The organism is Yoonia sp., from assembly GCF_014859355.1.
Classification (GTDB): Bacteria; Pseudomonadota; Alphaproteobacteria; order Rhodobacterales; family Rhodobacteraceae; genus Yoonia.
This window is the reverse complement of sequence record NZ_JACUUJ010000011.1, coordinates 1-24,673: the sequence shown is the minus strand read 5'-3', so window position 1 is coordinate 24,673 and position 24,673 is coordinate 1. Positions and strand designations below refer to the sequence as shown.

The 24,673-nt window shown below is 60.4% G+C and carries 28 protein-coding genes; 13 read left to right on the top strand and 15 right to left on the bottom strand.

The genetic code is table 11. From position 1 onward, the window contains the following. Window positions 1-75 precede the first annotated feature (75 nt). Both IBX59_RS06000 and kynU read left to right on the top strand, forming a co-directional pair. Complete coding sequence (locus IBX59_RS06000; RefSeq protein ID WP_296373412.1) at window positions 76-834, top strand: SDR family NAD(P)-dependent oxidoreductase; 759 nt, start codon at window positions 76-78, stop codon at window positions 832-834. Then, window positions 834-2,027, top strand: coding sequence for a kynureninase (kynU, locus tag IBX59_RS05995; protein ID WP_296373410.1), 1,194 nt, complete (start codon window positions 834-836; stop codon window positions 2,025-2,027). The genes IBX59_RS06000 and kynU overlap by 1 nt, the downstream gene beginning before the upstream one ends. On the opposite strand, the gene IBX59_RS05990 is transcribed toward kynU, so the two are convergent. Then, window positions 1,957-2,829, bottom strand: a complete 873-nt coding sequence (locus IBX59_RS05990; protein ID WP_296373521.1) for a YihY/virulence factor BrkB family protein — start codon at window positions 2,827-2,829, stop codon at window positions 1,957-1,959. The two genes, kynU and IBX59_RS05990, sit on opposite strands and share 71 nt — an antisense overlap. A gap of 220 nt (window positions 2,830-3,049) precedes the next feature. On the opposite strand from IBX59_RS05990, the gene IBX59_RS05985 reads away from it, so the two are divergent. After that, window positions 3,050-3,697 (top strand): sugar transporter, encoded by a 648-nt coding sequence (locus IBX59_RS05985; RefSeq protein ID WP_296373409.1) that lies wholly within the window; start codon window positions 3,050-3,052, stop codon window positions 3,695-3,697. Between the two features lie 10 nt (window positions 3,698-3,707). Here IBX59_RS05985 and IBX59_RS05980 read toward each other — a convergent pair whose 3' ends face one another. Continuing rightward, entirely contained in the window at window positions 3,708-4,400 is a 693-nt protein-coding gene (locus IBX59_RS05980; protein ID WP_296373520.1) for a fumarylacetoacetate hydrolase family protein, read from the bottom strand. Window positions 4,401-4,514: 114 nt separating this feature from the next. Here IBX59_RS05980 and IBX59_RS05975 point away from each other — a divergent pair, with 114 nt between their 5' ends. From IBX59_RS05975 to IBX59_RS05960, 4 genes are read left to right on the top strand one after another with little or no spacing between them, the layout of a single operon-like run. After that, window positions 4,515-5,144, top strand: coding sequence for a paraquat-inducible protein A (locus IBX59_RS05975; RefSeq protein WP_296373408.1), 630 nt, complete (start codon window positions 4,515-4,517; stop codon window positions 5,142-5,144). A gap of 56 nt (window positions 5,145-5,200) precedes the next feature. Further along, entirely contained in the window at window positions 5,201-5,749 is a 549-nt protein-coding gene (locus IBX59_RS05970; protein WP_296373407.1) for a paraquat-inducible protein A, read from the top strand. Beyond that, the gene (locus tag IBX59_RS05965) at window positions 5,746-7,839 is read left to right on the top strand and encodes an MlaD family protein (protein ID WP_296373406.1); all 2,094 of its coding nucleotides are present in this window, start codon (window positions 5,746-5,748) and stop codon (window positions 7,837-7,839) included. Before IBX59_RS05970 ends, IBX59_RS05965 begins: the two co-directional genes overlap by 4 nt. A gap of 1 nt (window position 7,840) precedes the next feature. After that, entirely contained in the window at window positions 7,841-8,401 is a 561-nt protein-coding gene (locus tag IBX59_RS05960; protein WP_296373403.1) for an ABC-type transport auxiliary lipoprotein family protein, read from the top strand. Window positions 8,402-8,448: 47 nt separating this feature from the next. Here the strand turns inward: IBX59_RS05960 and IBX59_RS05955 are convergent, their stop codons facing one another. The 10 genes from IBX59_RS05955 to IBX59_RS05910 all read right to left on the bottom strand — a co-directional run bounded on the left by IBX59_RS05955 (window position 8,449) and on the right by IBX59_RS05910 (window position 17,096). Beyond that, window positions 8,449-8,661, bottom strand: a complete 213-nt coding sequence (locus tag IBX59_RS05955) for a peptidase (protein WP_296373401.1) — start codon at window positions 8,659-8,661, stop codon at window positions 8,449-8,451. 229 nt (window positions 8,662-8,890) lie between these two features. Beyond that, on the bottom strand, window positions 8,891-10,042 hold the full coding sequence (locus IBX59_RS05950) for a Gfo/Idh/MocA family oxidoreductase (protein ID WP_296373399.1): 1,152 nt from the start codon (window positions 10,040-10,042) through the stop codon (window positions 8,891-8,893). Between the two features lie 110 nt (window positions 10,043-10,152). Continuing rightward, window positions 10,153-10,278 carry a hypothetical protein gene (locus IBX59_RS05945; RefSeq protein WP_296373397.1) on the bottom strand — a complete coding sequence of 42 codons (126 nt, stop codon included), beginning with the start codon at window positions 10,276-10,278 and terminating at the stop codon, window positions 10,153-10,155. 12 nt (window positions 10,279-10,290) lie between these two features. After that, on the bottom strand, window positions 10,291-11,493 hold the full coding sequence (locus IBX59_RS05940; protein ID WP_296373395.1) for a formate dehydrogenase subunit gamma: 1,203 nt from the start codon (window positions 11,491-11,493) through the stop codon (window positions 10,291-10,293). A 73-nt stretch (window positions 11,494-11,566) separates the two neighbouring features. Further along, window positions 11,567-12,160 (bottom strand): formate dehydrogenase FDH3 subunit beta, encoded by a 594-nt coding sequence (fdh3B, locus tag IBX59_RS05935; protein WP_296373393.1) that lies wholly within the window; start codon window positions 12,158-12,160, stop codon window positions 11,567-11,569. A 13-nt stretch (window positions 12,161-12,173) separates the two neighbouring features. Then, the gene (locus IBX59_RS05930; protein WP_296373391.1) at window positions 12,174-15,047 is read right to left on the bottom strand and encodes a formate dehydrogenase subunit alpha; all 2,874 of its coding nucleotides are present in this window, start codon (window positions 15,045-15,047) and stop codon (window positions 12,174-12,176) included. Window positions 15,048-15,122: 75 nt separating this feature from the next. Next, window positions 15,123-15,308, bottom strand: a complete 186-nt coding sequence (locus tag IBX59_RS05925; RefSeq protein ID WP_296373387.1) for a twin-arginine translocation pathway signal protein — start codon at window positions 15,306-15,308, stop codon at window positions 15,123-15,125. A gap of 53 nt (window positions 15,309-15,361) precedes the next feature. Further along, a complete protein-coding gene (locus IBX59_RS05920; protein ID WP_296373385.1) occupies window positions 15,362-15,973 on the bottom strand; it encodes a molecular chaperone in 612 nt (203 codons plus the stop codon). After that, window positions 15,970-16,536, bottom strand: coding sequence for a DUF3306 domain-containing protein (locus IBX59_RS05915; RefSeq protein WP_296373383.1), 567 nt, complete (start codon window positions 16,534-16,536; stop codon window positions 15,970-15,972). The genes IBX59_RS05920 and IBX59_RS05915 overlap by 4 nt, the downstream gene beginning before the upstream one ends. Continuing rightward, window positions 16,533-17,096, bottom strand: coding sequence for a DUF3305 domain-containing protein (locus IBX59_RS05910; protein WP_367119363.1), 564 nt, complete (start codon window positions 17,094-17,096; stop codon window positions 16,533-16,535). The genes IBX59_RS05915 and IBX59_RS05910 overlap by 4 nt, the downstream gene beginning before the upstream one ends. A 189-nt stretch (window positions 17,097-17,285) precedes the next feature. Between IBX59_RS05910 and IBX59_RS05905 the strand changes: the two genes are divergently transcribed. The 5 genes from IBX59_RS05905 to IBX59_RS05885 are packed head-to-tail and all read left to right on the top strand — an operon-like array spanning window position 17,286 to window position 21,723. After that, window positions 17,286-19,253 (top strand): 4Fe-4S binding protein, encoded by a 1,968-nt coding sequence (locus IBX59_RS05905; protein WP_296373381.1) that lies wholly within the window; start codon window positions 17,286-17,288, stop codon window positions 19,251-19,253. Between the two features lie 36 nt (window positions 19,254-19,289). After that, on the top strand, window positions 19,290-19,484 hold the full coding sequence (locus tag IBX59_RS05900; RefSeq protein WP_296373379.1) for a DUF6494 family protein: 195 nt from the start codon (window positions 19,290-19,292) through the stop codon (window positions 19,482-19,484). Continuing rightward, window positions 19,485-20,552, top strand: a complete 1,068-nt coding sequence (locus IBX59_RS05895; protein WP_296373377.1) for an Mrp/NBP35 family ATP-binding protein — start codon at window positions 19,485-19,487, stop codon at window positions 20,550-20,552. Beyond that, entirely contained in the window at window positions 20,549-21,223 is a 675-nt protein-coding gene (locus IBX59_RS05890; protein WP_296373376.1) for a biotin/lipoate--protein ligase family protein, read from the top strand. The genes IBX59_RS05895 and IBX59_RS05890 overlap by 4 nt, the downstream gene beginning before the upstream one ends. Beyond that, window positions 21,220-21,723: a DUF6505 family protein gene (locus IBX59_RS05885; RefSeq protein WP_296373374.1), complete on the top strand. Its 504-nt coding sequence runs from the start codon at window positions 21,220-21,222 to the stop codon at window positions 21,721-21,723. Before IBX59_RS05890 ends, IBX59_RS05885 begins: the two co-directional genes overlap by 4 nt. Before the next feature lie 48 nt (window positions 21,724-21,771). On the opposite strand, the gene IBX59_RS05880 is transcribed toward IBX59_RS05885, so the two are convergent. Genes IBX59_RS05880 through IBX59_RS05870 form a run of 3 tightly spaced genes read right to left on the bottom strand, consistent with a single transcriptional unit; the run spans window position 21,772 to window position 23,980 of the window. Next, entirely contained in the window at window positions 21,772-22,569 is a 798-nt protein-coding gene (locus IBX59_RS05880) for a substrate-binding domain-containing protein (RefSeq protein WP_296373371.1), read from the bottom strand. Next, window positions 22,566-23,282: an ATP-binding cassette domain-containing protein gene (locus IBX59_RS05875; protein ID WP_296373369.1), complete on the bottom strand. Its 717-nt coding sequence runs from the start codon at window positions 23,280-23,282 to the stop codon at window positions 22,566-22,568. Before IBX59_RS05875 ends, IBX59_RS05880 begins: the two co-directional genes overlap by 4 nt. Further along, window positions 23,276-23,980, bottom strand: a complete 705-nt coding sequence (locus IBX59_RS05870) for an ABC transporter permease (RefSeq protein WP_296373368.1) — start codon at window positions 23,978-23,980, stop codon at window positions 23,276-23,278. Before IBX59_RS05870 ends, IBX59_RS05875 begins: the two co-directional genes overlap by 7 nt. Window positions 23,981-24,150: 170 nt before the next feature. Here IBX59_RS05870 and IBX59_RS05865 point away from each other — a divergent pair. Next, on the top strand, window positions 24,151-24,673 hold a 523-nt coding region (locus IBX59_RS05865), incomplete at its 3' end, for a hypothetical protein (RefSeq protein WP_296373366.1).

The window sequence follows — 24,673 nt, the reverse complement described above, 5'->3', positions numbered from 1 at the left end:
CCCTTATTGCCGATTGGTTTCGGACTTGTCCACGCCCCCTTTCGCGTTAGCATAGCCGCAACGAAAGGACGGATCATGGAACATGCAGGCAAACATGCGCTGGTGACAGGTGGCGGCAGCGGTATCGGCAAGGGAATCGCCCTTGCGCTGGCCCATGCCGGGGCCGAGGTGACGATCACCGGGCGCCGTGCTGACACATTGGCCACAGCCGCCGCCTTGCACCCACGCCTGAACGCGCTGGAAATGGATGTGACGGACGAAGCATCGGTGCGCGAGGGTATCGCCGCCGCCGCCGCCCTCCGCGGGCCGGTGCGGATTTGTGTGGCCAATGCGGGCATCGCCGAAGGCGGCCCTTTTGCCCAGACCACGCTGGCCGACTGGCGCCACATGATGGCGACGAACCTTGATGGCGCTTTTCTGACCTTTCAGGCCGCCCTTGCCACGCTGGGCGATGATGATGCCGCGCGCATGATCGTGGTCAGTTCCATCGCCGGGGTGCGCGGGCTGAAAAACGCGATTCCCTATACTGTCACCAAACATGGTGTGATCGGGTTGATCCGTGGCCTATCCGAGGAATACATGCGCCGCCCCATTACCTTTAACGCGCTGTGCCCCGGATACGTGGACACGGCAATCGTGCGGGGCCAGTTGCCCGGCCTCATGCGCCGCTTTGATGTTGATGAACAGGGGGCCATCGACATCATCGCCAAAGGCAACCGCCACCGCCGCCTGTTGCAGGTGGATGAAACCACGGGTGCTGCGATGTGGCTGTGTTCGGATGCGGCGCGCAGCGTGAACGGGCAGACAATCGAAATTTCTGGAGGACAAGTATAATGACCGATTTTGCAGCAACCAAGGCGCTTTTTCACCTGCCGGAGGGGATGATTTACCTTGACGGCAATTCGCTGGGGCCCCTGCCCAAGGCGACCGCCGCGCGCGTCGCGCAGACCGTGAACGATGAATGGGGCGAGATGGTGATCACGGGCTGGAACCGCGCAGGCTGGATGGCGCAGCCCAGCGCCCTGGGCGACCGGATCGGGCGGTTGATCGGGGCGGAACCGGGCCACGTCGTTCTGGGGGATACCCTGTCGATCAAGGTCTATCAGGCGCTGGCCGCCGCGATTGATCTGGCGGGCGACCGCAAGGTTATCGTCACTGACAGCGGCAATTTCCCGTCTGACATCTATATGGCCGAGGGGCTGATCAAATCACTCGGGCGCGGGCATGAATTACGCGTTGTCGCCCCCGAAGATGTCGCCAACCACATCAACGACGATCTGGCGGTGCTGATGCTGACGCAGGTCGATTATCGCACGGGGCGGTTGCACGATATGCCCACGCTGACGCAGGCCGCCCATGCGGCGGGCGCCGTCACGGTCTGGGATCTGGCCCATAGCGCGGGCGCGCTGGCGGTCGATGTGGCGGGGAGCAACGCCGATTTCGCAGTCGGTTGCACCTATAAATACCTCAACGGCGGGCCGGGCGCGCCTGCGTTCATCTATGTGGCCCCGCGTCACGTTGACCGGTGCCAGCCTGCGCTGTCAGGCTGGCTGGGGCATGAAAAACCCTTTGCCTTCGATCTGGATTACCGCCCTGGCGCGGGCATCGAACGGATGCGTGTCGGCACGCCGCCGGTGTTGCAGATGGCAGCACTCGATGCCGCGATGGATATCTGGGATACGGTCGATATGGCCGCCCTGCGCCGCGCCTCCATCGCGTTGGCCGAACAGTTTATCACAGGGGTCGAGGCCGCCTGCCCCATGCTGACACTCGCCAGCCCGCGCGATGCGGCCCAACGCGGCAGTCAGGTGTCGTTCCGCTTTGCCGATGGCTATGCCGCGATGCAGGCCTGTATCGCACGCGGGCTGGTGGGGGATTTTCGCGCGCCAGATATCATGCGGTTCGGCTTTACCCCGCTGTTCATCGACGCGGGCGACGTGGGCCGCGCAATCGCCGTCATTGCGGATGTGATGCAGAACCGTCTGTGGGATGATCCGGTGTATCAGCAGCGGGCAGCTGTGACGTAGGTTTGCCATAGCCATGCACCGCCACGTTCAGCGCCGCCCCCAGCAGGATCAGATAGGCGCTGACATAAAGCCACATCAGCAGACCGATCACCGCCCCGATCGAGCCATATACCTCGTTATAACTGCCGAAATTGGTCAGATAATACGATAACCCTACCGAGGCCACGACCCAAAGGATCACCACCACAAAGGCCCCCACGGTGATCCAGCGCCCGCGCGTGGCCTCCATGCGGGCGGGGCCGAACCGGTAAAGCAGGCTTAGCCCCGTCAGCAAAACGACCAGCGCGATGATCCAGCGCACGGCTTCCAGCAGCCACGCGGTTGATGTGGCCAGCGGAATAAAGGCCAGCACGATTGGCAGCACGACAACAACGGTCATTGCCACAATCGCAAGCGCGACCAGCGCAAAGGTCAGCAACAGCGCCACGACCATCTGCCAGATCCCGTTGCGCATCCGCTGGCCTGCGATCGCGTTTAACCCGCCGATCAGCGCGCTGACCCCCGCGCGCGACGACCACAGCGCCAGCGCGATCGACACCACCGTCGCCCAGCCCAGCGTGCCCCTGCCCGCATTCACCAGCCCGTTGATCTGGTTTGACAGCAACCGATAGGCATCCGGTGGGATAATGTCATCCATTAAGGTCAGTTGTTCGGCAATGACGATCGGGTCGGCCATCAGGCCAAAAATTGCGATCACGGCAGCAATGCCGGGAAAAATGGCGAAAATGCCGAAAAATGCCACACCGGCGGCGATCAGGCCAATGTGCTTTTCACCGGCGGTTTGCCCGACAGCGAACAGCACGCGCCACAACCAAAGACCCTTTTGTAACAGCGCACGACCCTCTTTTCTTAACGTCTTTTCTGCAACCTAGGGCAAAGAGGCGGCAGTTGCCACTTTTCATCGCTGTCTTAGCGCAGAAGCCACAGCTTTGCCTATCCCGCGCAAAAACTGATCGCGCGTGGGGGGCAACCGCGATAGAGTTGAAAAACAACGGCAAAGCCGACGAACAGCAGGTAAACCAGTGTCCACACTCACCCATCACGTCAATCTTTTGACGGATCATTTGCGTGACCGTCCTGATACATCGCAACTTGTGGCCATCACCGGTGCGCCGGGGTGCGGCAAATCCACGCTGGCGCGCGAGCTTGCACGCCGTCTGACCCTGCAAAAACGCAAGACAGCCATAGTTACGCTGGACGGGTTTCACCTGGATAATAGCGTGCTGGACAGCGAAGGGTTGCGCGCGCGCAAAGGTGCGCCGGAAACCTATGATGCGCCGGGATTCATCCGGATGATCAAGGCGTTGCGCGCGGGCGAAAAAATCTATGCGCCCGCATTTGATCGCGCCCGGGATATGGCTATCGCGGGTGCCGTGGCGGTGCCGCAAGACGCCGCGATCGTGATCGTCGAAGGTGATTATCTGATGTTCAAGGAAACCCCTTGGGCTGATCTTGCCACATTATGGGATGTGACAGCGCGGATCAGCGTGCCAATGCCCGAACTGCGCGCGCGGTTGATCCAGCGCTGGTTGAGCCTGAATTATTCCCCTTCTGTCGCGACACGCCGCGCCGAAGGCATTGATATTCCCAATGCTATGCGCGTTATTGAAAATGCCTTACCCTGCGATTTTTCGCTTGACGGTCAGCCAGGCCGCACTGTCACGGCCTGACCCGCTGTGATCAAGCGCGGACGATCCGCGTTTCAACCGGATCAAGGCCACCAATCGTGCCATACAGCACGTCACCAGCGACAACAGGCCCGACGCCAGCCGGTGTGCCGGTCATGATCAGATCACCCGGTTGCAAGGTATAAAGCGTTGACAGGTCAGCAATGATTTCCGGCACCGACCAAATCATATCAGATAGAATGGCCGCTTGCGTGACAGCGCCGTTCACGGTCAGCCGGATGGGCAGATCATCAAGCAGACCAAGCTGATCCTTTGGCGTGATCGCGGCGATGATCGCGGCATTTTCGAAATCCTTGCCAGTGTCCCACGGCCTGCGCTTTTCCTTGGCCTGCGTCTGAAGGTCGCGGCGCGTCATGTCCAGCCCGCAGGCATAGCCAAGCACGACACCCAGCGCGGCGGCGGGGGCGATATTGCGCGCCTCGGCCCCGATCGCGACGACCAGTTCCATTTCATGATGTAAATCGGCGGTGCGCGGCGGATAGGGCATGTCGCGCCCCGACAGCAGCACAGCATGGGCGGATTTCGTGAAATAAAAGGGGTCTTCACGGTCTACTTCATTGCCCATCTCAATGGCATGGGCCGCATAGTTGCGCCCGACACAAAAAATGCGTGCGACGGGAAAACCGGCCATGCCCTTGACGGGGATCACGGGTGCGGGACGGGGGGGGAACAGCGTATTGTTCATGCAGGCTCTCTGATAGTTGAATTGCGTGGGCCGGAACTGTGGCATATCCCGCCGCAGACCGGTATCGTCGTTCAAATCCATGGGCGAAATGCCCGCAAACCGCAAGGAGCCAGCGTGACAGCGCCATTGCCGCCATTGAATGATCTGGTTGCCTGCCATCAGTGCGACACGTTGCACGCAGCGACAGATCTACCCCCGGGGACACGGGCCTATTGCCAGCGCTGCGGGGTGCTGTTGATGACATCACAACCTGCGGCGATTGCGCGCATCCTCAGCCTTGCGCTGACCGCTTTCATCATGCTGCTTGCCGCCATCAGCTTTCCGTTTCTGACACTGGACGCTGGCGGGTTTCACAACGCGACCTCTGTTATCGACGCAATCATGGCCTTCAACGACGGGCTGGCCTTGCCGCTGGCGATTGCGGTGGGGTGCTTTATTGTCGTGATCCCCTTGATGCGGCTGGGTGCGCTGATATTTGCCTTGGGGCCGTTGGTCCGCGAACAGCCGGGCGATGCCAGAGCGCGCATCGCCTTTGGCATCGCAGAACGCTTGCGCCCGTGGAGCATGGCTGAAATTTTCATCGTCGGCGTGACGGTCGCGCTGATCAAAGTGTCGGGCCTTGCCGCTGTCACCATCGGTCCGGCATTCTGGGCATTCACAGGCGTCGTGCTGATCACGGTGCTAAAAGACACAATGATTTGCAGGTATTCAATTTGGGAAGCTCTGGACCACCGCAACACCTGATCACGGCGCGCGATGCGGGTCTGGTGGCCTGCCAACGCTGTGGGCAAGTGCATCAAATGGGAACGCAGACCTGCAAAAGGTGTGACGGCCCCTTGGTCAGCCGTGATGAAAAAAGCCTGCAAAAGGTCTGGGCCTGGCTGATTGCAGGGATGATTGCCTATATCCCTGCCAATATCTATCCGATGCTGCTGACATCGACACTGATCGAACGCAGCGAAAGCACGATTGTCGGCGGTGTGATCGAACTGGTCCAGCACGGGTCAATCGGGATTGCCGCCATCGTGTTTATCGCCTCGGTTATCATACCGATCGGAAAATTCATTGCCGTCGGCTATTTGGCGATCAGTGTGCAGCGCCGCTCTGTCGCAAGCCGGCATGCCCGCCACAAGGCATTTGAGGCGGTAGAGTTCGTCGGGCGCTGGTCCATGATCGACGTGTTTGTCGTTGCGATCCTGTCGGCACTGGTGCAGTTTGACACTATTGCGACGATCAACCCCGGCATTGCGGCCGTCAGCTTTGCCCTTTCCGTGATCTTTACCATGCTCGCCGCACAAAGTTTCGACGCCCGGCTGATCTGGGATGCAAACAGGACACCATCTTTATGAATGACATAGACCCAACAGGCCCCGCGCCACTTGATGTGCGCGCCGTAAAGCAACGCATCTGGCGGCGTCTTTCGCTGGTCTGGCTGGTGCCTGTCGTCGCGTTGGCGGTGTCACTGGGGGCTGCATGGCAAAACTATCTGGATCGCGGGGTTTTGGTGACGATCAGCTTTGAAAACGCATCGGGCATCTCAGCTGGCGAAACGCTGGTCAAATACCGCGATGTCACCGTGGGCCGTGTCGAGGATGTGACATTCGCCCCCGGCCTGGGCGAAGTGTTGGTCCATGCGCGCATTGACAACGAAGTGGCCCCATATCTGGATGATGACGCACAATTCTGGGTGGTGCGCCCGAATGTGTCGGTGCGCGGGATCAGCGGCTTGGATACGGTCCTGTCTGGCGTTTATATCGAAGGCAACTGGGACACGGACCCCGACGTGCAGCAATTCGCTTTCACGGGCCGTGAACGCCCGCCTTTGACACGCGCAGGACAGCGTGGCACCCATGTGGTGTTGCGCGCCTCTGATGGCGGGTCGATTGCGGCAGGCGCACCCGTGCTGCACAAAGGCTTGCAGGTCGGCTATCTAGAGACGCCGGAATTATCGTCCGATGGCAATCAGGTCATCGTCAATGCCTTTATCGAAAGCCCCTATGACCGCCGCATCACCACCAATACCAGGTTTTGGGATACTTCAGGGTTCAGCGTGTCGCTGGGCGCGGGGGGCGTGTCGCTGGATGTGAATTCACTGGCTTCGCTGATCGAAGGCGGCGTGGCCTTTGATACAATCGTATCCGGGGGACAGCCCATCGTTGACGGACAAACCTTTGATATCTTCAGCAATCGCGAAACCGCCCGCGATAGCCTGTTCAACGACCCCAATGCCGATGTGCTGGAAGTTGCCGTCTTGTTTGCGGAATCCGTCAGCGGATTATCCGCCGGGTCCGACGTGCGGTTTCAGGGGATCCGTATAGGGCAGGTCAGGACGCTAAGCGCGATTGTCGTGGGCGAAGGTGAAACCGCTGATGTGCGCCTGCAAGCGATCCTTGCGATCGAGCCGAACCGGCTGGGCATGGGGGCGGCCGCAACGCCGGAGGATGCGCTTGCGTTACTGTCTGATTTTGTTACCCGCGGGCTGCGGGCACGCATGGTGACGGGCAACATCCTGTCGGGATCGCTCAACGTTGAACTGGTCGAAATCGAAGACGCGCTGCCCGCCATCATCAACCTGACCTCTGGCGCTTACCCGGTCATCCCCACGACAGAATCGCAAATTTCCGATGTGGCCGCCACCGCCGAAGATGTGCTGGCCCGCATCAACGCCCTGCCCGTCGAAGACCTGATGACCGGCGCGATCGACCTGATGGACAGTCTTGATCAACTGGTGGCCAATCAGGCCACCCGCGACGCGCCCCAAGCTTTGCTGACCCTTTTGCAAGACGCGCGCGCGCTGGTCACCGCAGAAGACACGCAAGCCATCCCCGGCGATCTGCGGCAGGTCATCAACACCATTGATACCATTATCGCCAGCGCATCCGAGGCCGATCTGGTCGGCAATCTTGATGCCGCGCTGGCTGTCGCCACGCAAGCGGCCGCGAATGTCGAACAGGCCACCCGCAACCTGCCCGAAATCACGGCCCAGATCGAAGCGCTGACCGCCCGCGCAAACAGCCTTGAATTCGAGGCGTTGATCGCATCGGCCACGCAAACGCTGGGTTCCATCGACCGGCTGGTCGGAAGCGACGATACCGCCGCCCTGCCCGCATCGCTGAACGGCGCGCTGGACCAGATGCGCGGCTTTCTGGCCGAGGTCCGCGAAGGCGGGGCCATCGAAAACGTGAACGCCGCACTGGCATCTGCCAATGAGGCCGCGCGCGCCGTACAACAGGCCGTCGGCACCCTGCCCGCCCTGTCGGCACAGGCCAGCGCATTGGTCCGCCAGACCGAGGCTGTGATCAACAGCTATGGCGAACGGTCGCGTTTCAACGCCGAAACGCTAGCCACGCTGCGCGAAATCCAACGGGCCGCCGATGCGGTATCGGCCCTGTCACGCGCGATCCAGCGCAATCCCAATTCCCTGATCACAGGACGCTAAGATGCTGAAAAAAATGACAATCGTGGCGATAACGGCGCTGGTCGCGGGCTGCACACCACCGGCTGACAGATTGGCCATGCCTGCGCTGCAATCGCAACTGCAACTGCAACCACGGGTGAACAGCGCGCTTTTGCGCACGGTGTCCCTGCCCACCTATGCCGCGGTCGACGAAATCGCCGTTGAAACCCCCGCCGGGTTGATCGGCGCCAATCAGAATGTGTTCTGGGCGGACGATCCGCAGCGCGCCGTCACGCTGGTGCTGACGCGCAACCTGTCGGATATCCTTAACATCGACGTCGGGCCGGAACCCTGGCCCTTTGTCGAACTGGCCGATGTGGCCGTTGACGTGCGCGTGGCGCAAATGCTGGCAGGCGCCGATGGCACATTCCGGTTGGCAGGGCAGTATTATGTTGGTGGTGACCGCATCGCCTATCGCAATTCCACCCACCGCTTTGCCATTGCGGTGCCGATGCCCGACCTCAGCCTTGGCAGCATCGCAGAGGCGCAGGCACGCGCGCTGCTGGGATTGTCCGAACAGATCGCGCGGACCCTTGCGCGTTAGGCTGATCCACCCCCAAAAAGCGCCAACTGCTTGTCTGTCGCAACGCTTTAATCCGCGACGATAAAATACCTTGCTATTCCGTACACATAAAGCACGGCAAACAGCATGTTGATGTATTTCAATTGCGGCTCGCGGCGCAGCCATCCGCAATACATCCAGATCATGCAAAACGGCAGGCTCAACATCATTGCGCCCAGTTGCCAACCCTGCACGACGCAGATCGTGCTGGCAATGCCCAGCACCACTGCGGCCCACTTCATCTGCTGCTCATAGGCAGCAAAACGCATCAGAAACATTGCATGAGAACTTTGGGTGATGTCCGCAGTTAACCCTGCGCGTAACCCAGCTAGATTACAGCAGTTTAACGGCTGGCACAACGGTTCTGTCGCATGGGATTGTTTTTGTTTTAACCGGATTTACTGATTCCCGTTGTGCGGAAGGGCACGCGCAACGCGTCGCGGGATCGACACGCGGTCTGCGGATCGCATGTCATCCAGCTGAAACCAGCCTTACCCAAGCGCCGTTGCGTTTCGACGACCGCACGCAGGCATCGACGAATTGCATACCTGCAAGACCGTCCTGAATGGTCGGATAGGTCACATCCGCCGCCACATCGCGCCCGTCACGATGGGCCACAATCGCATCCGCCGCCTCGCGATAGATTGTGGCAAAGCCTTCCAGATAGCCCTCTGGGTGGCCAGCAGGAATACGGGTGACACGGTTGGCCGCATCACCCGCGCCCGCGCCGCCGCGCGTCAACAGGCGCTTGGGTTCACCAAAGGGCGTGAACCACAGCTGGTTGGGGTTTTCCTGCGCCCATTCCAGCCCGCCCTTGTCGCCATAGATCCGCAACCGCAGCCCGTTTTCATTGCCGGGCGCGACCTGGCTGCACCACAGCATCCCGCGCGCGCCGCCTTTGAACCGCAGCATCACGTGGGCGTTGTCATCCAACTGCCGCCCGCTGACAAAGGCCTGCAAATCCGCCGACAGGCTGTCCAGTTCCAGCCCGGTGACGAAACTGGCCAGATTGAACGCATGGGTGCCGATATCGCCCGTCGCCCCGCCCAGACCCGATTGCGCGGGGTCCGTCCGCCACGCTGCCTGTTTACTGTCATCCGCCCGCGTCAGCCAATCCTGGGCATATTCCACCTGCACCACATTCAGGTTACCCAACTGGCCATCGGCCACCATCTGTCGGGCCTGCCGCATCATCGGATAGCCGGTGTAATTATGCGTCAGAACGAACAGCGCGTCGCTGTCTTGGGCGGCCTTGGCCAGTTTACGAGCGTCTGCCATCGTCGCGGTCAGGGGTTTGTCGCAGATCACGTGGATGCCGCGTTTGAGAAATTCACGCGCCGCAGCATAATGCACGTGGTTGGGGGTGACGATCGCCACCGCCGCGATCCCGTCTTTCAGCCGCGCCTCGCGGATCGCCATGGCCTTGAAATCGTCATAGGTGCGCGCGGGGTCCAGCCCCAGTGCCGCACCGGATGCGCGCGCCTTTTCTGGCGTCGATGACAGCGCCCCGGCAACCAGCGTGAACCGCCCGTCAATACGCGCCGCAATCCGGTGGACCCCGCCGATAAAGGCGTCATTGCCGCCCCCTACCATACCAAGGCGAATAGGGTTTTGGTGCGTCATCGTGCGGGTCTCCTTACGCGGCTTCACAGCGACGATAACGATTTAGAAACTGTCGACCAGCCCCTTCCGCAACTTTTTACGCGTACAACCGGCAAGTGCAGTGTGGCGCGTCAGTCCAGCCGGACCGCCGCACCGGCTGTGCGTTCTTGCGAGGTAAAGCCAGCATAATCCAGCCCATAATCCGCACCAAACGCAATCAGCCCGGCCACGACAAAGGCAATCAGCATCGGTTTCATGATCTGTATCCTTTATTCAGCTGGCGTGGCTGCGGCGGTAGACGTCTCTTTCGCCTTCACCTCGTCCACCCACAGGCTGTGGTGTTCGCGCGCCCATTGCTCTTCGACCTCGCCGGACCCCATGGCATCAAACGCGCCTTCCATGCCAACCGACCCGATATAGATATGCGCCAGAATGATCGCCATCAGGACGAACCCCATGATGGCATGCCAGAGCTGCGAAAACTGCATTTCCGCGTGCGGGGTCAGTTGGGTCGGCAGCACACCCAGTCCCATCAGTTCCGGCAGCCCGGTCGCGTTGAGCACCCCAAAGGTTTTCCCGAACATCGGCAGTTCGAACGGAAACAGCAGCGCCAGCCCCGACACCGAAATCGAGGTGCCTAGCACGATTACCGACCAGAATATCACCTTTTGGCCGGCATTGAATTTCTTGGCGGGCGGGTGCACGCCCTTTTTGAACAGCCCGCCGCCCACGGCGATCCATTTCAGATCCAGCCGATTGGGGATGTTTTCCAGCACCCACATGAAAAAGATCAATACAAGCGCGATCATGAAGGCCCATGAAATGTTGTTGTGCACCCATTTCGACGCAATCGCGAGGATAGAAAAACTATCATGCCCGAACAACGGGATCATCACCTTGCGTCCAAACAGCGAAATCAACCCGGTGATCCCCAGAACAACGAACGACCCCGCCAATAGCCAGTGACCGAACCGTTCAAAGGATTTGAAACGCGTGATCGTGCGGCCTGTCTTTTCGCCATCGATCCGCACCCGCCCGCGCAACAGATAGAACAGCGCCAGCAGGCCGATCGTGCCGACCAAAAGCCATGCGCCATAAGTGGCCAGTGGTCCTTCGCGGACTGCCAGCCACCACATGCCGCTGTCCTGGATCAGCGTCGTGCTGGCCGGACCCCGTGACTGTGTGTAGATATCGGCCGCATTGAACCGATAGGCGCGCCACAGGTCGGCATCGGATGCACCGCCAAGCGTGCCCAGTTGATCCGTTTCGGGTGATGCAACAGCGGGATCACCGATTTGGGTGGCACGTTCTGCGCCATCGGCGGTTTTCAACGCTTGCTGACGGCGCAAAATATCCTCTAGGCCCGACACCGCCGGGTTGGTCAAGACGGTGCTGTCATTTGGCGCGCGGTCTTGCGCGGGGGCAGCGGCGGCAATGAAGCAGAACAGGCAAGTGGCGATCAGGCGGAGCATAGGTCAGATCCTGTGGCTGGAAAGACGAAGGGACGGCCCCGAAAGGCCGCCCCGTGAGATGTCGGCGAAGCGGTTACTGGGCCTTCATCTGATAGGCCGTGCCCCAGCCCCATGCGCCGGACCCGAAACCACGGGCAACCACCCGTTCGCGGTAGATGTCCGACACTTCGGCACCGTCACCGGCCAGCAGGGCCTTGGTCGCGCACATTTCCGCACAGATCGGCAGTTTGCCTTCGGCGATCCGGTTGCGGCCGTATTTCTGGAACTCAGCCTGGCTGTGGTTTTCCTCGGGGCCACCGGCGCAGAAGGTGCATTTGTCCATCTTGCCGCGTGACCCGAAGTTGCCAGCCTGCGGATACTGCGGCGCACCAAAGGGGCACGCATAAAAACAGTAGCCACACCCGATGCACAGATCCTTGGAGTGCAGCACGATCCCTTCTTCGTTCTGATAAAAGCAATCGACCGGGCAGACCGCCATACAGGGCGCATCGGAACAATGCATGCAAGCGACCGAAATCGAGCGTTCGCCCGGCTTGCCGTCATTGATCGTCACCACCTTGCGGCGGTTAATGCCCCAAGGCACTTCGTGTTCGTTTTTACACGCTGTCACGCAGGCATTGCATTCAATGCAGCGTTCGGCATCGACGAGAAACTTTGCTCTTGCCATCTTATTGGTCTCCTTACGCTGCCCAGATTTTGCAAAGAGTCGCTTTGGTCTCTTGCATCTGGGTCACTGAATCATAGCCATAGGTTTGTGCGGTGTTGGTGCTTTCGCCCAAGACATAGGGGTCAGCGCCGTCGGGGTATTTGTGCCGCAAATCAACACCTTCAAGGTGCCCACCAAAGTGGAAAGGCATGAAGGCCACGCCACTGCCCACCCGTTCGGTCACCATTGCCATCACCTTGACCTTTCCGCCTTCGGGGCCTTCGACCCAGACCTGTGCGCCGTCACGCACACCAAGGTTGTTGGCGTCGCGGATGTTGATTTCAACGAACATGTCCTGCTGCAATTCGGCCAGCCAAGGGTTTGACCGGGTTTCATCGCCGCCACCTTCGTATTCCACCAGACGCCCCGATGTCAGGATGATCGGATATTCTTGCGAAAAATCGTTTTCCTGGATCGATTTGTAAAGTGTTGGCACACGCCAGAATTTGCGGTCCTCATAGGTGGGATAATCGGCCACCAGATCGCGGCGGTTGCTATACAGGGGTTCGCGGTGCAGCGGCACCGGATCGGGGAAGGTCCACACGACTGTGCGGGCCTTGGCGTTGCCGTAAGGGGCGCAGCCATGTTTGATCGCAACACGCTGGATCCCGCCCGACAGGTCGGTTTTCCAGTTGGCGGTTGGGCCGCCCACCGCGTCGATCGCAGCGCGTTCATCCGCCGTCAGGTCACCATCCCATCCCAGATCCATCAGCATCTGCATGGTGAATTCAGGGTATCCGTCCTGAATTTCGGACCCGACAGGGTAAACCCCTTCAGCCAGCAGATTGTCACCGTCGCGTTCAACCCCGAAACGGGCGCGAAAACCCATGCCACCCTGCGCCACAGGGATCGACATGTCATAAAGGTTCGCAGACCCGGGATGGTTCATTTCCGCTGTACCCCAGCAAGGCCAAGGCAGACCGTAGGTATCACCGTCAGCAGGGCCACCCACTGCGCGCAACGTCGTGCGGTCGAATGTGTGCTGGTTGGCCATATGCAGCTTCAGCCGCTCCGGGCTTTGGCCGGTATAGCCGATGGTCCACATGCCGCGGTTGAATTCGCGGGTGATGTCCTCGATGTTCGGCTCTCCGCCCTCATCAATCGCGATGTTGCGGAAGATCCTGTCGTGGAAGCCGAATTTTTCCGAAAACTTTGCCATGATCGTGTGATCGGGCAGCGATTCAAACAGCGGTTCCACCACCTTGTCGCGCCATTGCAGCGACCGGTTGGATGCGGTGACGGACCCGCGCGTTTCGAACTGCGTGCAAGCGGGCAGCAGATACACACCATCGGTGCGGTCCTGCAACACGGCAGACACGGTCGGGTATGGATCAACCACGACCAAAAGGTCGAGCTTTTCCATCGCCGTCTTCATTTCCTTTTGCCGGGTCTGGCTGTTGGGCGCATGCCCCCACAGCACCATGGCGCGGGTGTTGTCTGGCTGGTCGATGTTTTCCTTGTCTTCCAGCACGCCATCAATCCAGCGGCTGACCGTGATCCCGTTCAGGTTCATCATCGAGGTGTCGCCGTAAGACGCATCAGAAAAACGCCCCTTGAGCCAGTCAAGGTCTTCTTCCCAGACACGCGCCCAATGCGCCCATGCGCCGGGGGCCAAACCATAATATCCGGGCAGCGTATCAGCCAGCACCCCAAGGTCGGTTGCGCCCTGCACGTTGTCGTGCCCACGGAAAATATTGGTGCCACCACCGGCGACACCGACATTCCCCAGCGCGAGTTGCAGTATGCAATAGGCGCGGGTGTTGTTGTTGCCGTTCGAGTGCTGCGTGCCGCCCATACACCAGATCAAAGTGCCGGGGCGGTTGTTGGCCAGCGTAAAGGCCACGCGGCGCAGTTGTTCACCCGGCGCGCCGGTGACGCGCTCCACTTCCTCGGGGGTCCATTTTTTAACCTCGTCGCGGATCTGGTCCATGCCCCAGACACGGGTGCGGATGAATTCCGCATCTTCCCAGCGGTTTTCAAAAATGTGCCACAGAATCCCCCAAACCAGCGCTACGTCAGAACCAGGCCGGAAACGCACGTATTCGTCCGCATGGGCTGCCGTGCGGGTAAAGCGCGGATCGCAGACGATCAGCGGGGCGTTGTTTTCTTCCTTGGCTTTCAGCATATGCAGCAGCGACACAGGGTGCGCCTCGGCGGGGTTGCCACCGATCAGGAAAATCGCCTTGGACTTGTGCATGTCGTTGTAGCTGTTGGTCATGGCGCCATAGCCCCATGTGTTCGCCACACCCGCAACAGTGGTCGAATGACAAATCCGCGCCTGATGGTCCACGTTATTAGTGCCCCAATAAGAGGCAAACTTGCGGAACAGATAGGCCTGTTCGTTGTTATGCTTGGCCGAGCCAAGCCAATAAACGCTGTCTGGGCCGCTTTCGTCGCGGATCTGCATCATCTGGTCGCCGATTTCGTCAATCGCCTGTTCCCAGCTGATGCGCACCCATTCGCCGTTTTCTTTCTTCATCGGGTATTTCAGGCGGCGTTCGCCGTGCGCGTGTTCCCGCACTGCCGCGCCTTTGGCGCAATGGGCGCCAAGGTTGAACGGGCTGTCCCAGCCGGGTTCCTGCCCCGTCCAGACGCCGTTGCGGACCTCTGCCACCACGGTGCAACCGACCGAACAATGGGTGCAGACCGATTTGATCGTCTGAACCGCGCTATCGACGGCCTGCGCATTTGCCGCCGTGACGGTGCCGCCAGTTGCGGCAATCGCGGTCAACCCGCCGATGGTCAGACCAGAACCGCGCAGAAATGTGCGGCGGTCAACAGTACCTTTTGCGGTCGGTGTGTCGATGCTTGCGCGCCGTGCGACCCCATTGGTTTTTTTCTTTAACATGTCTCTCTCCCTTGCTGGCCCCGGATCGTCCGGGCTGGCTGGGTTGCGTTGTTTCGGACGATACCCCGAAATTCCTTAAAAACGGGCGCTGGCCAGATAGGCGCGGGTGTGTTCGGTATCCTGCATCTTGTTGGATAACAGATCGACCGGTTGCGCCGCTGCTGCCGTGCCGGTTGTGGCAGCTGCCACCGCCGCCGGTGCCGCGACACCCAGTTTCAGAAAATCGCGACGGCTTGCACCATCTTTGTTTTCGTTGGCCATCAGAGCCTTCCTTTTCTTTCCTAAGGCGGGCAAACCGCCGTCTTGTTAACGGATTACTCCGCAATCATGCGAAACGCCTCGCGTTCGATGTCCATCATATTCCGGCCCACCGCCCCGACCGAGGCATAAAGAACCGAATTTTTCGCAGCTTCCAGATCGCTGAAAAAATGTCCGGCCCATGATCCGATATGTTTGTTGAAAAATGCTTTCTGCGTTTGCAGATCCGCTGGCGGGCCGGCAAAGCGGCCCACGATCATTCCGCCCATCATTTCCATCAGCGACGCGATGTTGTCTTCGGGTTCAAACACGTTGGGCGCACGCCCGATGCCCCGCGCCGCCATGTCGGCACGCAAGGCGGCAAGCGGTTTTTCATTCAGGAAACCCGTCAGATAATAGCTGGCAAAAGGTAGCAATTCACCCCTGCCAAGCCCGATGAACAGCGCATTGTATTCACTGCGCACCGCCTTTGGCTTGCAGACCCTTGCCACCCGCGCCAGCTGCGTGATCGCCTGACCCAGCGCGCTGTCATCGCCATGAAGATCGGCCGTTTGCACCAGCAGCATTTCATCGGGTGGCCCTGACAGCATCAGCCCGAGATAATTATAAAGATCCGCCCGCAGACGGTCTTCGGGGGTGACCGGATCAATGTCGGGCATCGCAGTCATGATGTGGCATCCTGTTCAAATTCAAAACGCATCCGGCGGACAACAGGCTGCGGCGTTTCAGCGGTGGCCGCATCGGCCTTTGCCACCACTGTCGGTTCATCGTCCGATGACGGCATATCTTGCACCTTTTCAACCTGATCCAGATCAACGCCGTGATCATCGGCCGCCAGCAGTTCATCGGCCTTTTGCGCAACATCCTGCAGGTGGGCCAACATACCCTTGCCAACCTGATATGCGGTTTTCATGCCCGGCATGACCGTCGCGGCATCGGTGAAATCGTCTTCGTAGTCGTTCAAACCGTCCAAACAGGCCAGCACCGGATTGGTGCGCCACAGCTTTCGCAGGGCGCGGCGGCGCAGATGTTCGGGCACGGCCCTGGACATAAAGCCCTTGATATCATCACCCAGTTTCAGGCTTTCGGGATCAGGCAAATCGAATTTCGCCAGAATTTCCGCATCTGTCAGATCTTCCTGCGGCAGGTCCTGCACAACCTCTTCGGCTTCGGCCTCTTGTGCGACCTTTGCCTTGCGGCGCGACCAGAAATCGGTTTGCGATACATTCATACCGCCGACCCCTTGCGCTGCGGCGCGCGATACACATCCGTCAGCTGCGCGATACGTCTGTCGCCGATCCCGTCCTGCACACCATCAACGCGCTGCTTGTCACGGCGGCGCTTGATAAACACTTCTTCTTCGAAAAACCGGTCGGTAAATTCGCGCACCCAGCCGATCACCCCGTCCGGCATCGCGACCTTTTCGACGATGTCCTCACCGTTATCCATATAATCCTGCGCTTCATAAGGCGAAGCTGTGACCAAGACCACGTCAAACGGGCGCAGCGCATCATCGCGGCGGCGCATCACGACATAAAGCGCGGGCATTTTCGCGGAAAGACCGGCCATATAGGATTCTGATTCGGCACCGTGCAGTTCCAGGGGGCGGGTGGCGGCGTGGTATTCGGCCACATCACCTGTATCGCGCAAAACCGCCCAGTCAGCCTGTGCCGCACCGGGCAAAACAGCCGTGACTTTCCATGCCCACTTGGCCCAACGCGTCACGCCAGGGCGTCGCTGCACGACAACACCCACAGGCATGGTTTGATATTGGTCAGGATTATGGATCACTATTTTGCTCTGGGTTTTCAGAATGCCGTGGCATACATCATGCCCCACAACACGCGGTTCGAAAAGGGCTTTCTTGCACAAAACTATGCTGCATCGCAGCGCAAACTGTCATCATTTTCGGTTTACGTTACCCCCAAACCATGGCTTAACTTCGCCGACTGCGCACCGCAGACCACCCTGGAGAAAACAATGTCATCTTCGTCAGATACCGCTAAGCAGTTGATATTATGTGATTGTCTGGGAAGTCAGTCAATTGATACGACGAAAATCGAAGATGTCACCGGGCTGAAATGTTCCAAGCTCCACACAAATTTATGTACACAACAAAGCGATCTGGCCACCAAGGCGATCGCTGCGGGCAACGTCATAATTGCCTGCGGTCAGGAACAGGCCCGTTTTGCCGAAATTGCCGCCGAAATCGGGGCAGATTTACCCGTTTTCGTCGATCTGCGTGATCGGGCCGGATGGTCGGCTGACAAATTGTCGCAGGCACCCAAGATGGCCGCCCTTGCCGCAGAGGCAGCATTGCGCCCCGCAGAACCGAAAGTGCGCGATGTGACATCCGATGGCGTCTGCCTGATTATCGGCGCGGGCGAAGTCGCAGTCGCGGCGGCGCGGAAACTCCAAGATACGCTGAGCGTTACGCTCTTGTTGACAGATGACTCAGCGCCACCGGTGACAGGCGGCTTTGACATCATCCGGGGGCGCCTGACGCAGGCCAGCGGCAGCTTTGGCAATTTCAACCTGCGCATTGACGCGGTGCAGGCCCTCGAACCCGGCGGGCGCGGGCAGCCGCAGTTCGGCGCGGCGCGTGACGGGGCGAAATCGCAATGCGATATCATTCTTGACCTGACGGGTGATACCCCGCTGTTTTCCGCCCATGAAAAGCGGGACGGCTATCTGCGCGCCGACCCACGGCATGCTCCATCAGTGGCCGATGCAGTGTTTGCGGCCGCGCAAATGGTCGGCACCTTTGAAAAGCCGCTGTATGTGCGGCTGGAACCGGCACTTTGCGCCCATTCACGGGCCGAACAGCCCGCCTGTTCAAACTGCCTGAACGCCTGCCCCACCGGTGCAATAACGTCAGCCGGGGATACGGTGGCGATTGATCCGATGATCTGTGCAGGCTGTGGGGCCTGTTCCGCGCTGTGCCCGTCGGGCGCAATCACCTATGACGCGCCGCCGGTCGATCATGTCTTTCGCCGCATCCAGACGCTGGCAGAAACCTTTCGCAAGGCCGGTGGCATCAACCCCCGCCTGCTGGTCCACGATGATACCCACGGCATCGAGATGATCCAGCTTGCCGCCCGCTACGGCAACGGCCTGCCCGCCGATGTCATCCCGCTAGAGGTGACGGCACTGGCGGGGTTCGGCCACGCCGAAATGCTCGCTGCACTTGGTGCAGGGTTTGCCTGCGTCGATGTCCTGCTGTCGCCCAAATCCGACCGCGACACGATTGACCGTGAAACCGCGCTGGCGCAGGCGATCAGCGCCCGCACGATCCGCCTGCTGGACATGGCCGACCCCGACGCGTTGTCTGATCTGCTGTTTCAGGGCAGCGACGCACAGGCCATCGCCACGCCGATGCTGCCCATGGGCACGCGGCGGCAGGTCGCCCGCACCGCCGCCAAGGCGCTAACCGACGCCGATGTGATCCCCCTGCCCGACACCGCCCCCTATGGCGCGGTGCTGGTCGATACCGATGCCTGCACGCTGTGCCTGTCATGTGTCTCGCTCTGCCCGTCGGGCGCGCTGATCGATAACGAAGACCGCCCGCAACTGCGGTTTCAGGAAGACGCCTGCCTGCAATGCGGGCTATGCAGCAATATCTGCCCTGAAAAGGCGATCACCCTGCAACCGCAGTTGAACCTGACAGATGCCGCCTTTGCCCAGCAGGTGCTGCACGAGGAAGAACCCTTTGCCTGCGTCGAATGTGGCAGCCTGTTCGGCGTGAAATCCACCATCGAAAAGATCACCGAAAAGCTGGCCGGCAAACACGCGATGTTTGCCAACCCCGACACGGTGCGGATGATCCAGATGTGCGACAATTGCCGCATACAGGCGCAGTATCATTCCCAGAACAACCCCTTCGCAGGGGCAGAACGCCCGCGTGTGCGCACATCCGATGACTATCTGTCAAAGCGCAAGGATCACTGATATCCCCGCGATCATTCACTAATCAGGAGAAAACCCATGAGCGAAGATTTCAACATGTCGATGCGCAAATTCCTCAAGCAGGTCGGCGTCACGTCCCAGCAAGCCATCGAAGAGGCGATGCGCGATGCGGACACAGCCGGAAAAACCTTCGAGGCCAAAATGGTCCTGACAATTCCCGAACTGGGGCTGGAACATGTCATCACTGGCAAGATCACCGGAAAGGACGACTGAGTGAGCATCACCCGCGATGCGGTCATTGCGACCCTGAAAACGATCACAGACCCTGTTTCGGGTGATGACATCATGGCCGCCGGACTGGTGCGCGCCCTGAACGTGGACGGCGGCAACGTGCGTTTCGTGTTCGAAGTCGCGCCATCCATGGCCAGCCAGATGGAACCCGTGCGCGCCGCAGCCGAGACCGCGCTAAAGGCGCTGGATGGCATCGGCACCGTGTCGGCGATCATGACCGCCCACAGCACACCCGCCGCCCCGCCCGATCTGAAACCGCAACGCAGCGCAGAACCCAAGGGCCCGCAAAAGGTGCCGGGCGTTGACCGGATCATCGCCGTTGCATCCGGCAAGGGCGGCGTGGGAAAATCCACCGTATCCGCCAATCTGGCCTGCGCGCTGGCCGCCGAAGGGCGGCGCGTCGGCCTGCTGGATGCCGATGTCTACGGCCCGTCACAGCCGCGTATGCTGGGCGTGTCGGGGCGGCCCGCTTCACCCGATGGCAAGACGATCCTGCCGATGCGCAACCACGGTGTGACGATGATGTCGATCGGGCTGATGCAGAACGACGATCAGGCGGTCGTCTGGCGCGGTCCGATGCTGATGGGGGCGCTGCAGCAGATGATGAATCAGGTGCAATGGGGCGCGCTGGATGTTTTGATCGTCGATCTGCCGCCGGGCACAGGCGATGTGCAGATGACCCTGACACAGAAATTCGACGTGACCGGTGCGGTCATCGTATCCACCCCGCAAGATGTCGCGCTGATCGACGCGCGCAAGGGGATCGACATGTTCAACCAGTTGGGCACGCCGATTATCGGCATGATCGAAAACATGAGCACGCATATCTGTTCAAACTGCGGCCACGAGGAACATACATTTGGTCACGGCGGGGTCGCGGCAGAGGCGGCAAAACTGGGCGTGCCACTGCTGGCTGAATTGCCGCTGCAACTGGATATCCGGCTGGCCGCCGACGGGGGCGCGCCGATCGTGGTGTCGAAACCCGACAGTGCCGCCGCGCAGGCGTTCCGCCAGGTGGCGCGCGACCTGATCGCAGGCGGCAACGCATGACAGCACCGGTGTTTCCGCCGCTGCTGACCGGCGTGGCCACGGTGGATGATCCGCTGGCGGTCGCGGTGGCAATGGCGTCAGACGGCTGCGACGCGGGCACGGTTGTGTATAACCTGACCGGCAATGACCTGCGCGCGGCCATTATCTTTGCCCCCGAGGTGCCACTGGCGCAGGCCATGGCGATGCTGCCCGCCTGCGGCATCGGGTTTCAGAACGCCTTGGGCGCCACAGCCCCGCCCGAAGTCGCCGTGCATTTGGATTGGAACGGTGCGATCCGGCTGAACGGGGGTATTTGCGGTCGGCTGAAACCGCGTGCGTCGGGGCGTGATCCGGCGGCAGTGCCGGACTGGCTGATCATCGGGCTGCACCTGCAACTGTGGCCCGCATCCGACGATCCGGGGCAAACCCCCGATGAAACAGCGCTTTATGCCGAAGGCTGCGCCGAGGTGGACCCGGTGAATCTGCTGGAAAGCTGGGCGCGGCACACGCTGGTCTGGATCAACCGCTGGGACGATGAAGGCGCAAAGCCGCTGCATGCCGAACTGCAGGGATTGATGTATGGGCTGGGTCAGGGGGATTTCATCGGCCTTGATCAGGATTTCGGCCAGTTGTGCCGCAGCGGCCCAACCACCACATTGATCCCGTTAACCACTTTGTTAGGGCAATCATGACCGACCAATACCTGGCCCGCGCCATCCATTTCGACGACAGCGACATGAACATCTTTCACGCGCCCGCGCGCACGGGCGAATGGTGCATCTCGGGAGGATTCGAATTTTCCAACTGGTCCGAAGGCGATCTGTCAGGTAAGGCGAAACAGGCGTTCAGCAATGGCTGGCTGGGGCTGGAAACATTCGGGCGGGTTTCCGTCGTGGCGGTGACCAAGGTCGAACCGGCCGAGATTGCGGCGCTGACCGATGCGCTGGCGGCGCATTTTGTCAGCCATTACGGGGCGCCTTCGGTCGATGCCGCGCGCGGTGTGGCGGCGGATGAAATCGCGCATATGATCGACCTGTGTGACGGGCAGGCACCCAACACGCTGCTGATGGTATCACGGGAATTAACAGGTGCGGGTGTGCGCGAAGGGTATCGCAGCATTGAACCCCAGGGTGCCGGGCTGGACCAATTCGCGATCCACGGGTCGCTGGACGACGAGCCGCATCAACATTGAGGCGAGGGCGCACAAATTTAGCTAAATTTGTGCGCCCTCGCCAGATGCTTACGACTCAGGCTGCGCATTATAGGTGAACAAGGTCTCACCGTTGATCGTGTAGCCGTTGATCAGCTCCGCCGCACGCGGTGATGTCAGCCATTCTTCCAGTTGCACCACAAGATCGGTCTTTACGTGGGGGTGGCGTTCGGGGTTCACAGGAAGATAGGCGTATTGGTTGAACAACACCGGATCGCCCGCAAACAGCAGTGCAAGATCGCCCTTGTTGCCAAAATTCAGCCAGCTTGCCCGGTCGGCCAGAATATAGGCGTTCATGCCTGCCGCCGTGTTCAGCGATGCCCCCATGCCTGCGCCAACAGGCCGATACCAGTCGCCGCCACGCTGGACACCGGCCGTATCCCACAGCGAGAGTTCCTTTTTGTGGGTACCGCTGTCATCGCCACGGCTGACAAAAACCGATTCTGTCTGCGCAATCCGCACCAGCACGTCGGCGGCTGTATCAGCCTGCGCAATGGCGGCGGGGTCATCCGACGGCCCGATATAGACGAAATCGTTGTACATGATTTCGCGACGGTGGGTGCCGTAGCCTGCTTCGACAAACGCCTCTTCGGCGGCACGCGCATGCACAAGAACCGCATCGACATCACCGCCCTCACCCAAACGCAGCGCCTGTCCTGTGCCCACGACCAGCAGTTGCACGTTGATGCCCGTATCCTCGGCGATCGCGGGCAGCAGTATTTCCGCCAGTCCCGAATTGTTGAACGACGTTGTTACCGCCATTTTCATGTCTTCGGCTGCGGCCATACTGCCCGCCAGCCCCAGAACCAGTGCCAGAATATGCTTCATTCTACGATCTCTCCCTTGAGTAATGCCGCGGCTTGCCGCGTTTTGGGCGCATTGAAAAATGCCTGCGCCTGCGCCGTTTCAATGATTTGGCCATGCATCAGAAACACGATATCACTGGCCAGACGTTTTGCCTGCCCAATGTCATGGGTGGACATAAGTATACGTGTGCCATCCGCCTGCGCCGTTTTCAAGATCGTTTCAATCTCACGGGTGGCGCGGCCGTCCAGACTGGCGCAGGGTTCGTCCAGAAATACGATATCGGGGTTGCGCATCAGCGCGCGGGCCAAGGCAAGCTTCTGTTTTTCACCGCCCGACAGGCGCGGCGCCTGTTGGTCCAGCGCCGCCCCCAGCCCGACTCGCGCGGCCCAGTCGGCGGCCATCGCATGGGCCTGCGCCTTGGGCATACCATGCAGGATCAGCGGATAGGCCAGATTGTCGCGCACCGACCGGCGCAGCATGATCGGGGTCTGAAAGACGAACGCCTGCCTTTGCAGCGTGTCAGCTACCGGCACCTGCCAGTCCACCCGCCCCGCTGCCAGTTTTTCCAACCCGTGCAAGGCGCGCAGCAGCGTTGTCTTGCCCGCCCCGTTCGGCCCCATCACAATCGTGAATCCCTGCGCGGACACGGTAAAATCCACCGGCCCCAGCAGGATCTTGCCACGCCGTTTGATAACGCCGCCTTTCATTGTCAGCGGCAGGATCGGCTTCACCATTTGCCCTCGCTTTCGGTGCGGCCAATCATGTGGGTTGCGATGTTGACGGCAATCGCCAGTCCGATCAGCACAAACCCCAGGCCAAGTGCCAGCGCAAAATCGCCCTTGCCGGTTTCCAGCGCGATGGCCGTGGTCAGCACGCGGGTGGCGTTATCGATATTGCCGCCAACGATCATGATCGCGCCAACCTCGCCGATCGCACGGCCAAATCCGGCCAGCGATGCCGTCATCAGCGCCCGCCGCCCATCCCACAGCAGGGTCATGATCCGCTGCCTTTTCGTCGTTGAAAAAGACAGCAGAAGGTCATGATATTCCGCCCATAAGTCGCGAACCGCTTGATGCGCGATTGACGCAATCAGTGGCGTGATAATGATCACCTGCGCAATGATCATGGCCGTGGGGGTGAACAGCAAGCCAAACACCCCGAACGGCCCCGAACGGGACAACAGCAGGTAGACCACCAGCCCCACCACCACCGGCGGCAGCCCCATCAGCGCGTTGAGCAGGGCAATCGTCGTGCGCCGGTGCCGGAACCGCCGGATCGCCAGCCACGCCCCGAATGGCAGCCCGATCGCCGAAGCAATGACCACCGCCGACAGTGTGACCTGCAAGGACCGCAGCGTGATATTCACAAGGTCAGCGTCCATCGTCACGACAAGCCATAACCCCGCAACCAGTCCCTGCCAGATTTCACCCATGCCGTCAGCCTACCTTATCTTGCCACGCATAGTTTTTCATGCCTGACAGATGGGGACAATGGCGAAACGACGCAATCACAACGGCTGGATCAGCCCTTGCGGCCTGTTGTGACAGCATCCGGGATATTATAGAACATAAAGTGAACATACATGGGAATCGCTGTGCGTGCATGATTTTGAACATTGCAAAAGACGCCCCCTGGCAGGTGGCTGTGCCGGTGCTGCGGCATACCCTGTCAGAGGCATTTTCCGCAACCGCGACAGATGCGGGCATCGTGGGTTTTGTGCTGTCACGTGCGGCGCAGACCGATGCACCAATCCTGTGGGTGCAGGACCGGCTGTCGCAACGCGAAACGGGCCAGCCATATCTGCCCGGATTGCGCCGCAAATCCGTGATCCGGGTCGATGTCAGCCGCGCCGCGGATGTGCTTTGGGCGATCGAGGAAGGATTGCGCTGCAAGGCGCTGTCTTGTGTCATCGCCGAAATCTGGGGCAATCCACCTGCGTTGAATTTTACCGCAACCAAGCGGCTGGCGATCCGTGCAGAGGCCGGTGCAACCCCCTGCTGGCTGATCCGCCGCGCGGCCGCACCCGATCTGAGCGCCGCGCGCGACCGCTGGCGAATTGCATCGTTGCCGTCGCTGCCGCACCCCGACGACCCACAGGCCCCCGGCGCACCCCGCTGGCAGGCGG

Bases quoted from the DNA above. Each gene is read 5' to 3' on its own strand.
- IBX59_RS05925 (WP_296373387.1), bottom strand. From the start codon at position 15,308: ATGGCCAACGAAAACAAAGATGGTGCAAGCCGTCGCGATTTTCTGAAA.
- IBX59_RS05955 (WP_296373401.1), bottom strand. From the start codon at position 8,661: ATGAAGTGGGCCGCAGTGGTGCTGGGCATTGCCAGCACGATCTGCGTC.
- kynU (WP_296373410.1), top strand. From the start codon at position 834: ATGACCGATTTTGCAGCAACCAAGGCGCTTTTTCACCTGCCGGAGGGG.
- IBX59_RS05890 (WP_296373376.1), top strand. From the start codon at position 20,549: ATGACAGCACCGGTGTTTCCGCCGCTGCTGACCGGCGTGGCCACGGTG.
- IBX59_RS05900 (WP_296373379.1), top strand. From the start codon at position 19,290: ATGAGCGAAGATTTCAACATGTCGATGCGCAAATTCCTCAAGCAGGTC.
- IBX59_RS05970 (WP_296373407.1), top strand. From the start codon at position 5,201: ATGGGAACGCAGACCTGCAAAAGGTGTGACGGCCCCTTGGTCAGCCGT.
- IBX59_RS05940 (WP_296373395.1), bottom strand. From the start codon at position 11,493: ATGCTCCGCCTGATCGCCACTTGCCTGTTCTGCTTCATTGCCGCCGCT.
- IBX59_RS05965 (WP_296373406.1), top strand. From the start codon at position 5,746: ATGAATGACATAGACCCAACAGGCCCCGCGCCACTTGATGTGCGCGCC.
- IBX59_RS05930 (WP_296373391.1), bottom strand. From the start codon at position 15,047: ATGTTAAAGAAAAAAACCAATGGGGTCGCACGGCGCGCAAGCATCGAC.
- IBX59_RS06000 (WP_296373412.1), top strand. From the start codon at position 76: ATGGAACATGCAGGCAAACATGCGCTGGTGACAGGTGGCGGCAGCGGT.
- IBX59_RS05880 (WP_296373371.1), bottom strand. From the start codon at position 22,569: ATGAAGCATATTCTGGCACTGGTTCTGGGGCTGGCGGGCAGTATGGCC.
- IBX59_RS05950 (WP_296373399.1), bottom strand. From the start codon at position 10,042: ATGACGCACCAAAACCCTATTCGCCTTGGTATGGTAGGGGGCGGCAAT.
- IBX59_RS05980 (WP_296373520.1), bottom strand. From the start codon at position 4,400: ATGAACAATACGCTGTTCCCCCCCCGTCCCGCACCCGTGATCCCCGTC.
- fdh3B (WP_296373393.1), bottom strand. From the start codon at position 12,160: ATGGCAAGAGCAAAGTTTCTCGTCGATGCCGAACGCTGCATTGAATGC.
- IBX59_RS05920 (WP_296373385.1), bottom strand. From the start codon at position 15,973: ATGACTGCGATGCCCGACATTGATCCGGTCACCCCCGAAGACCGTCTG.
- IBX59_RS05915 (WP_296373383.1), bottom strand. From the start codon at position 16,536: ATGAATGTATCGCAAACCGATTTCTGGTCGCGCCGCAAGGCAAAGGTC.
- IBX59_RS05875 (WP_296373369.1), bottom strand. From the start codon at position 23,282: ATGGTGAAGCCGATCCTGCCGCTGACAATGAAAGGCGGCGTTATCAAA.
- IBX59_RS05960 (WP_296373403.1), top strand. From the start codon at position 7,841: ATGCTGAAAAAAATGACAATCGTGGCGATAACGGCGCTGGTCGCGGGC.
- IBX59_RS05905 (WP_296373381.1), top strand. From the start codon at position 17,286: ATGTCATCTTCGTCAGATACCGCTAAGCAGTTGATATTATGTGATTGT.
- IBX59_RS05945 (WP_296373397.1), bottom strand. From the start codon at position 10,278: ATGAAACCGATGCTGATTGCCTTTGTCGTGGCCGGGCTGATTGCGTTT.
- IBX59_RS05885 (WP_296373374.1), top strand. From the start codon at position 21,220: ATGACCGACCAATACCTGGCCCGCGCCATCCATTTCGACGACAGCGAC.
- IBX59_RS05870 (WP_296373368.1), bottom strand. From the start codon at position 23,980: ATGGGTGAAATCTGGCAGGGACTGGTTGCGGGGTTATGGCTTGTCGTG.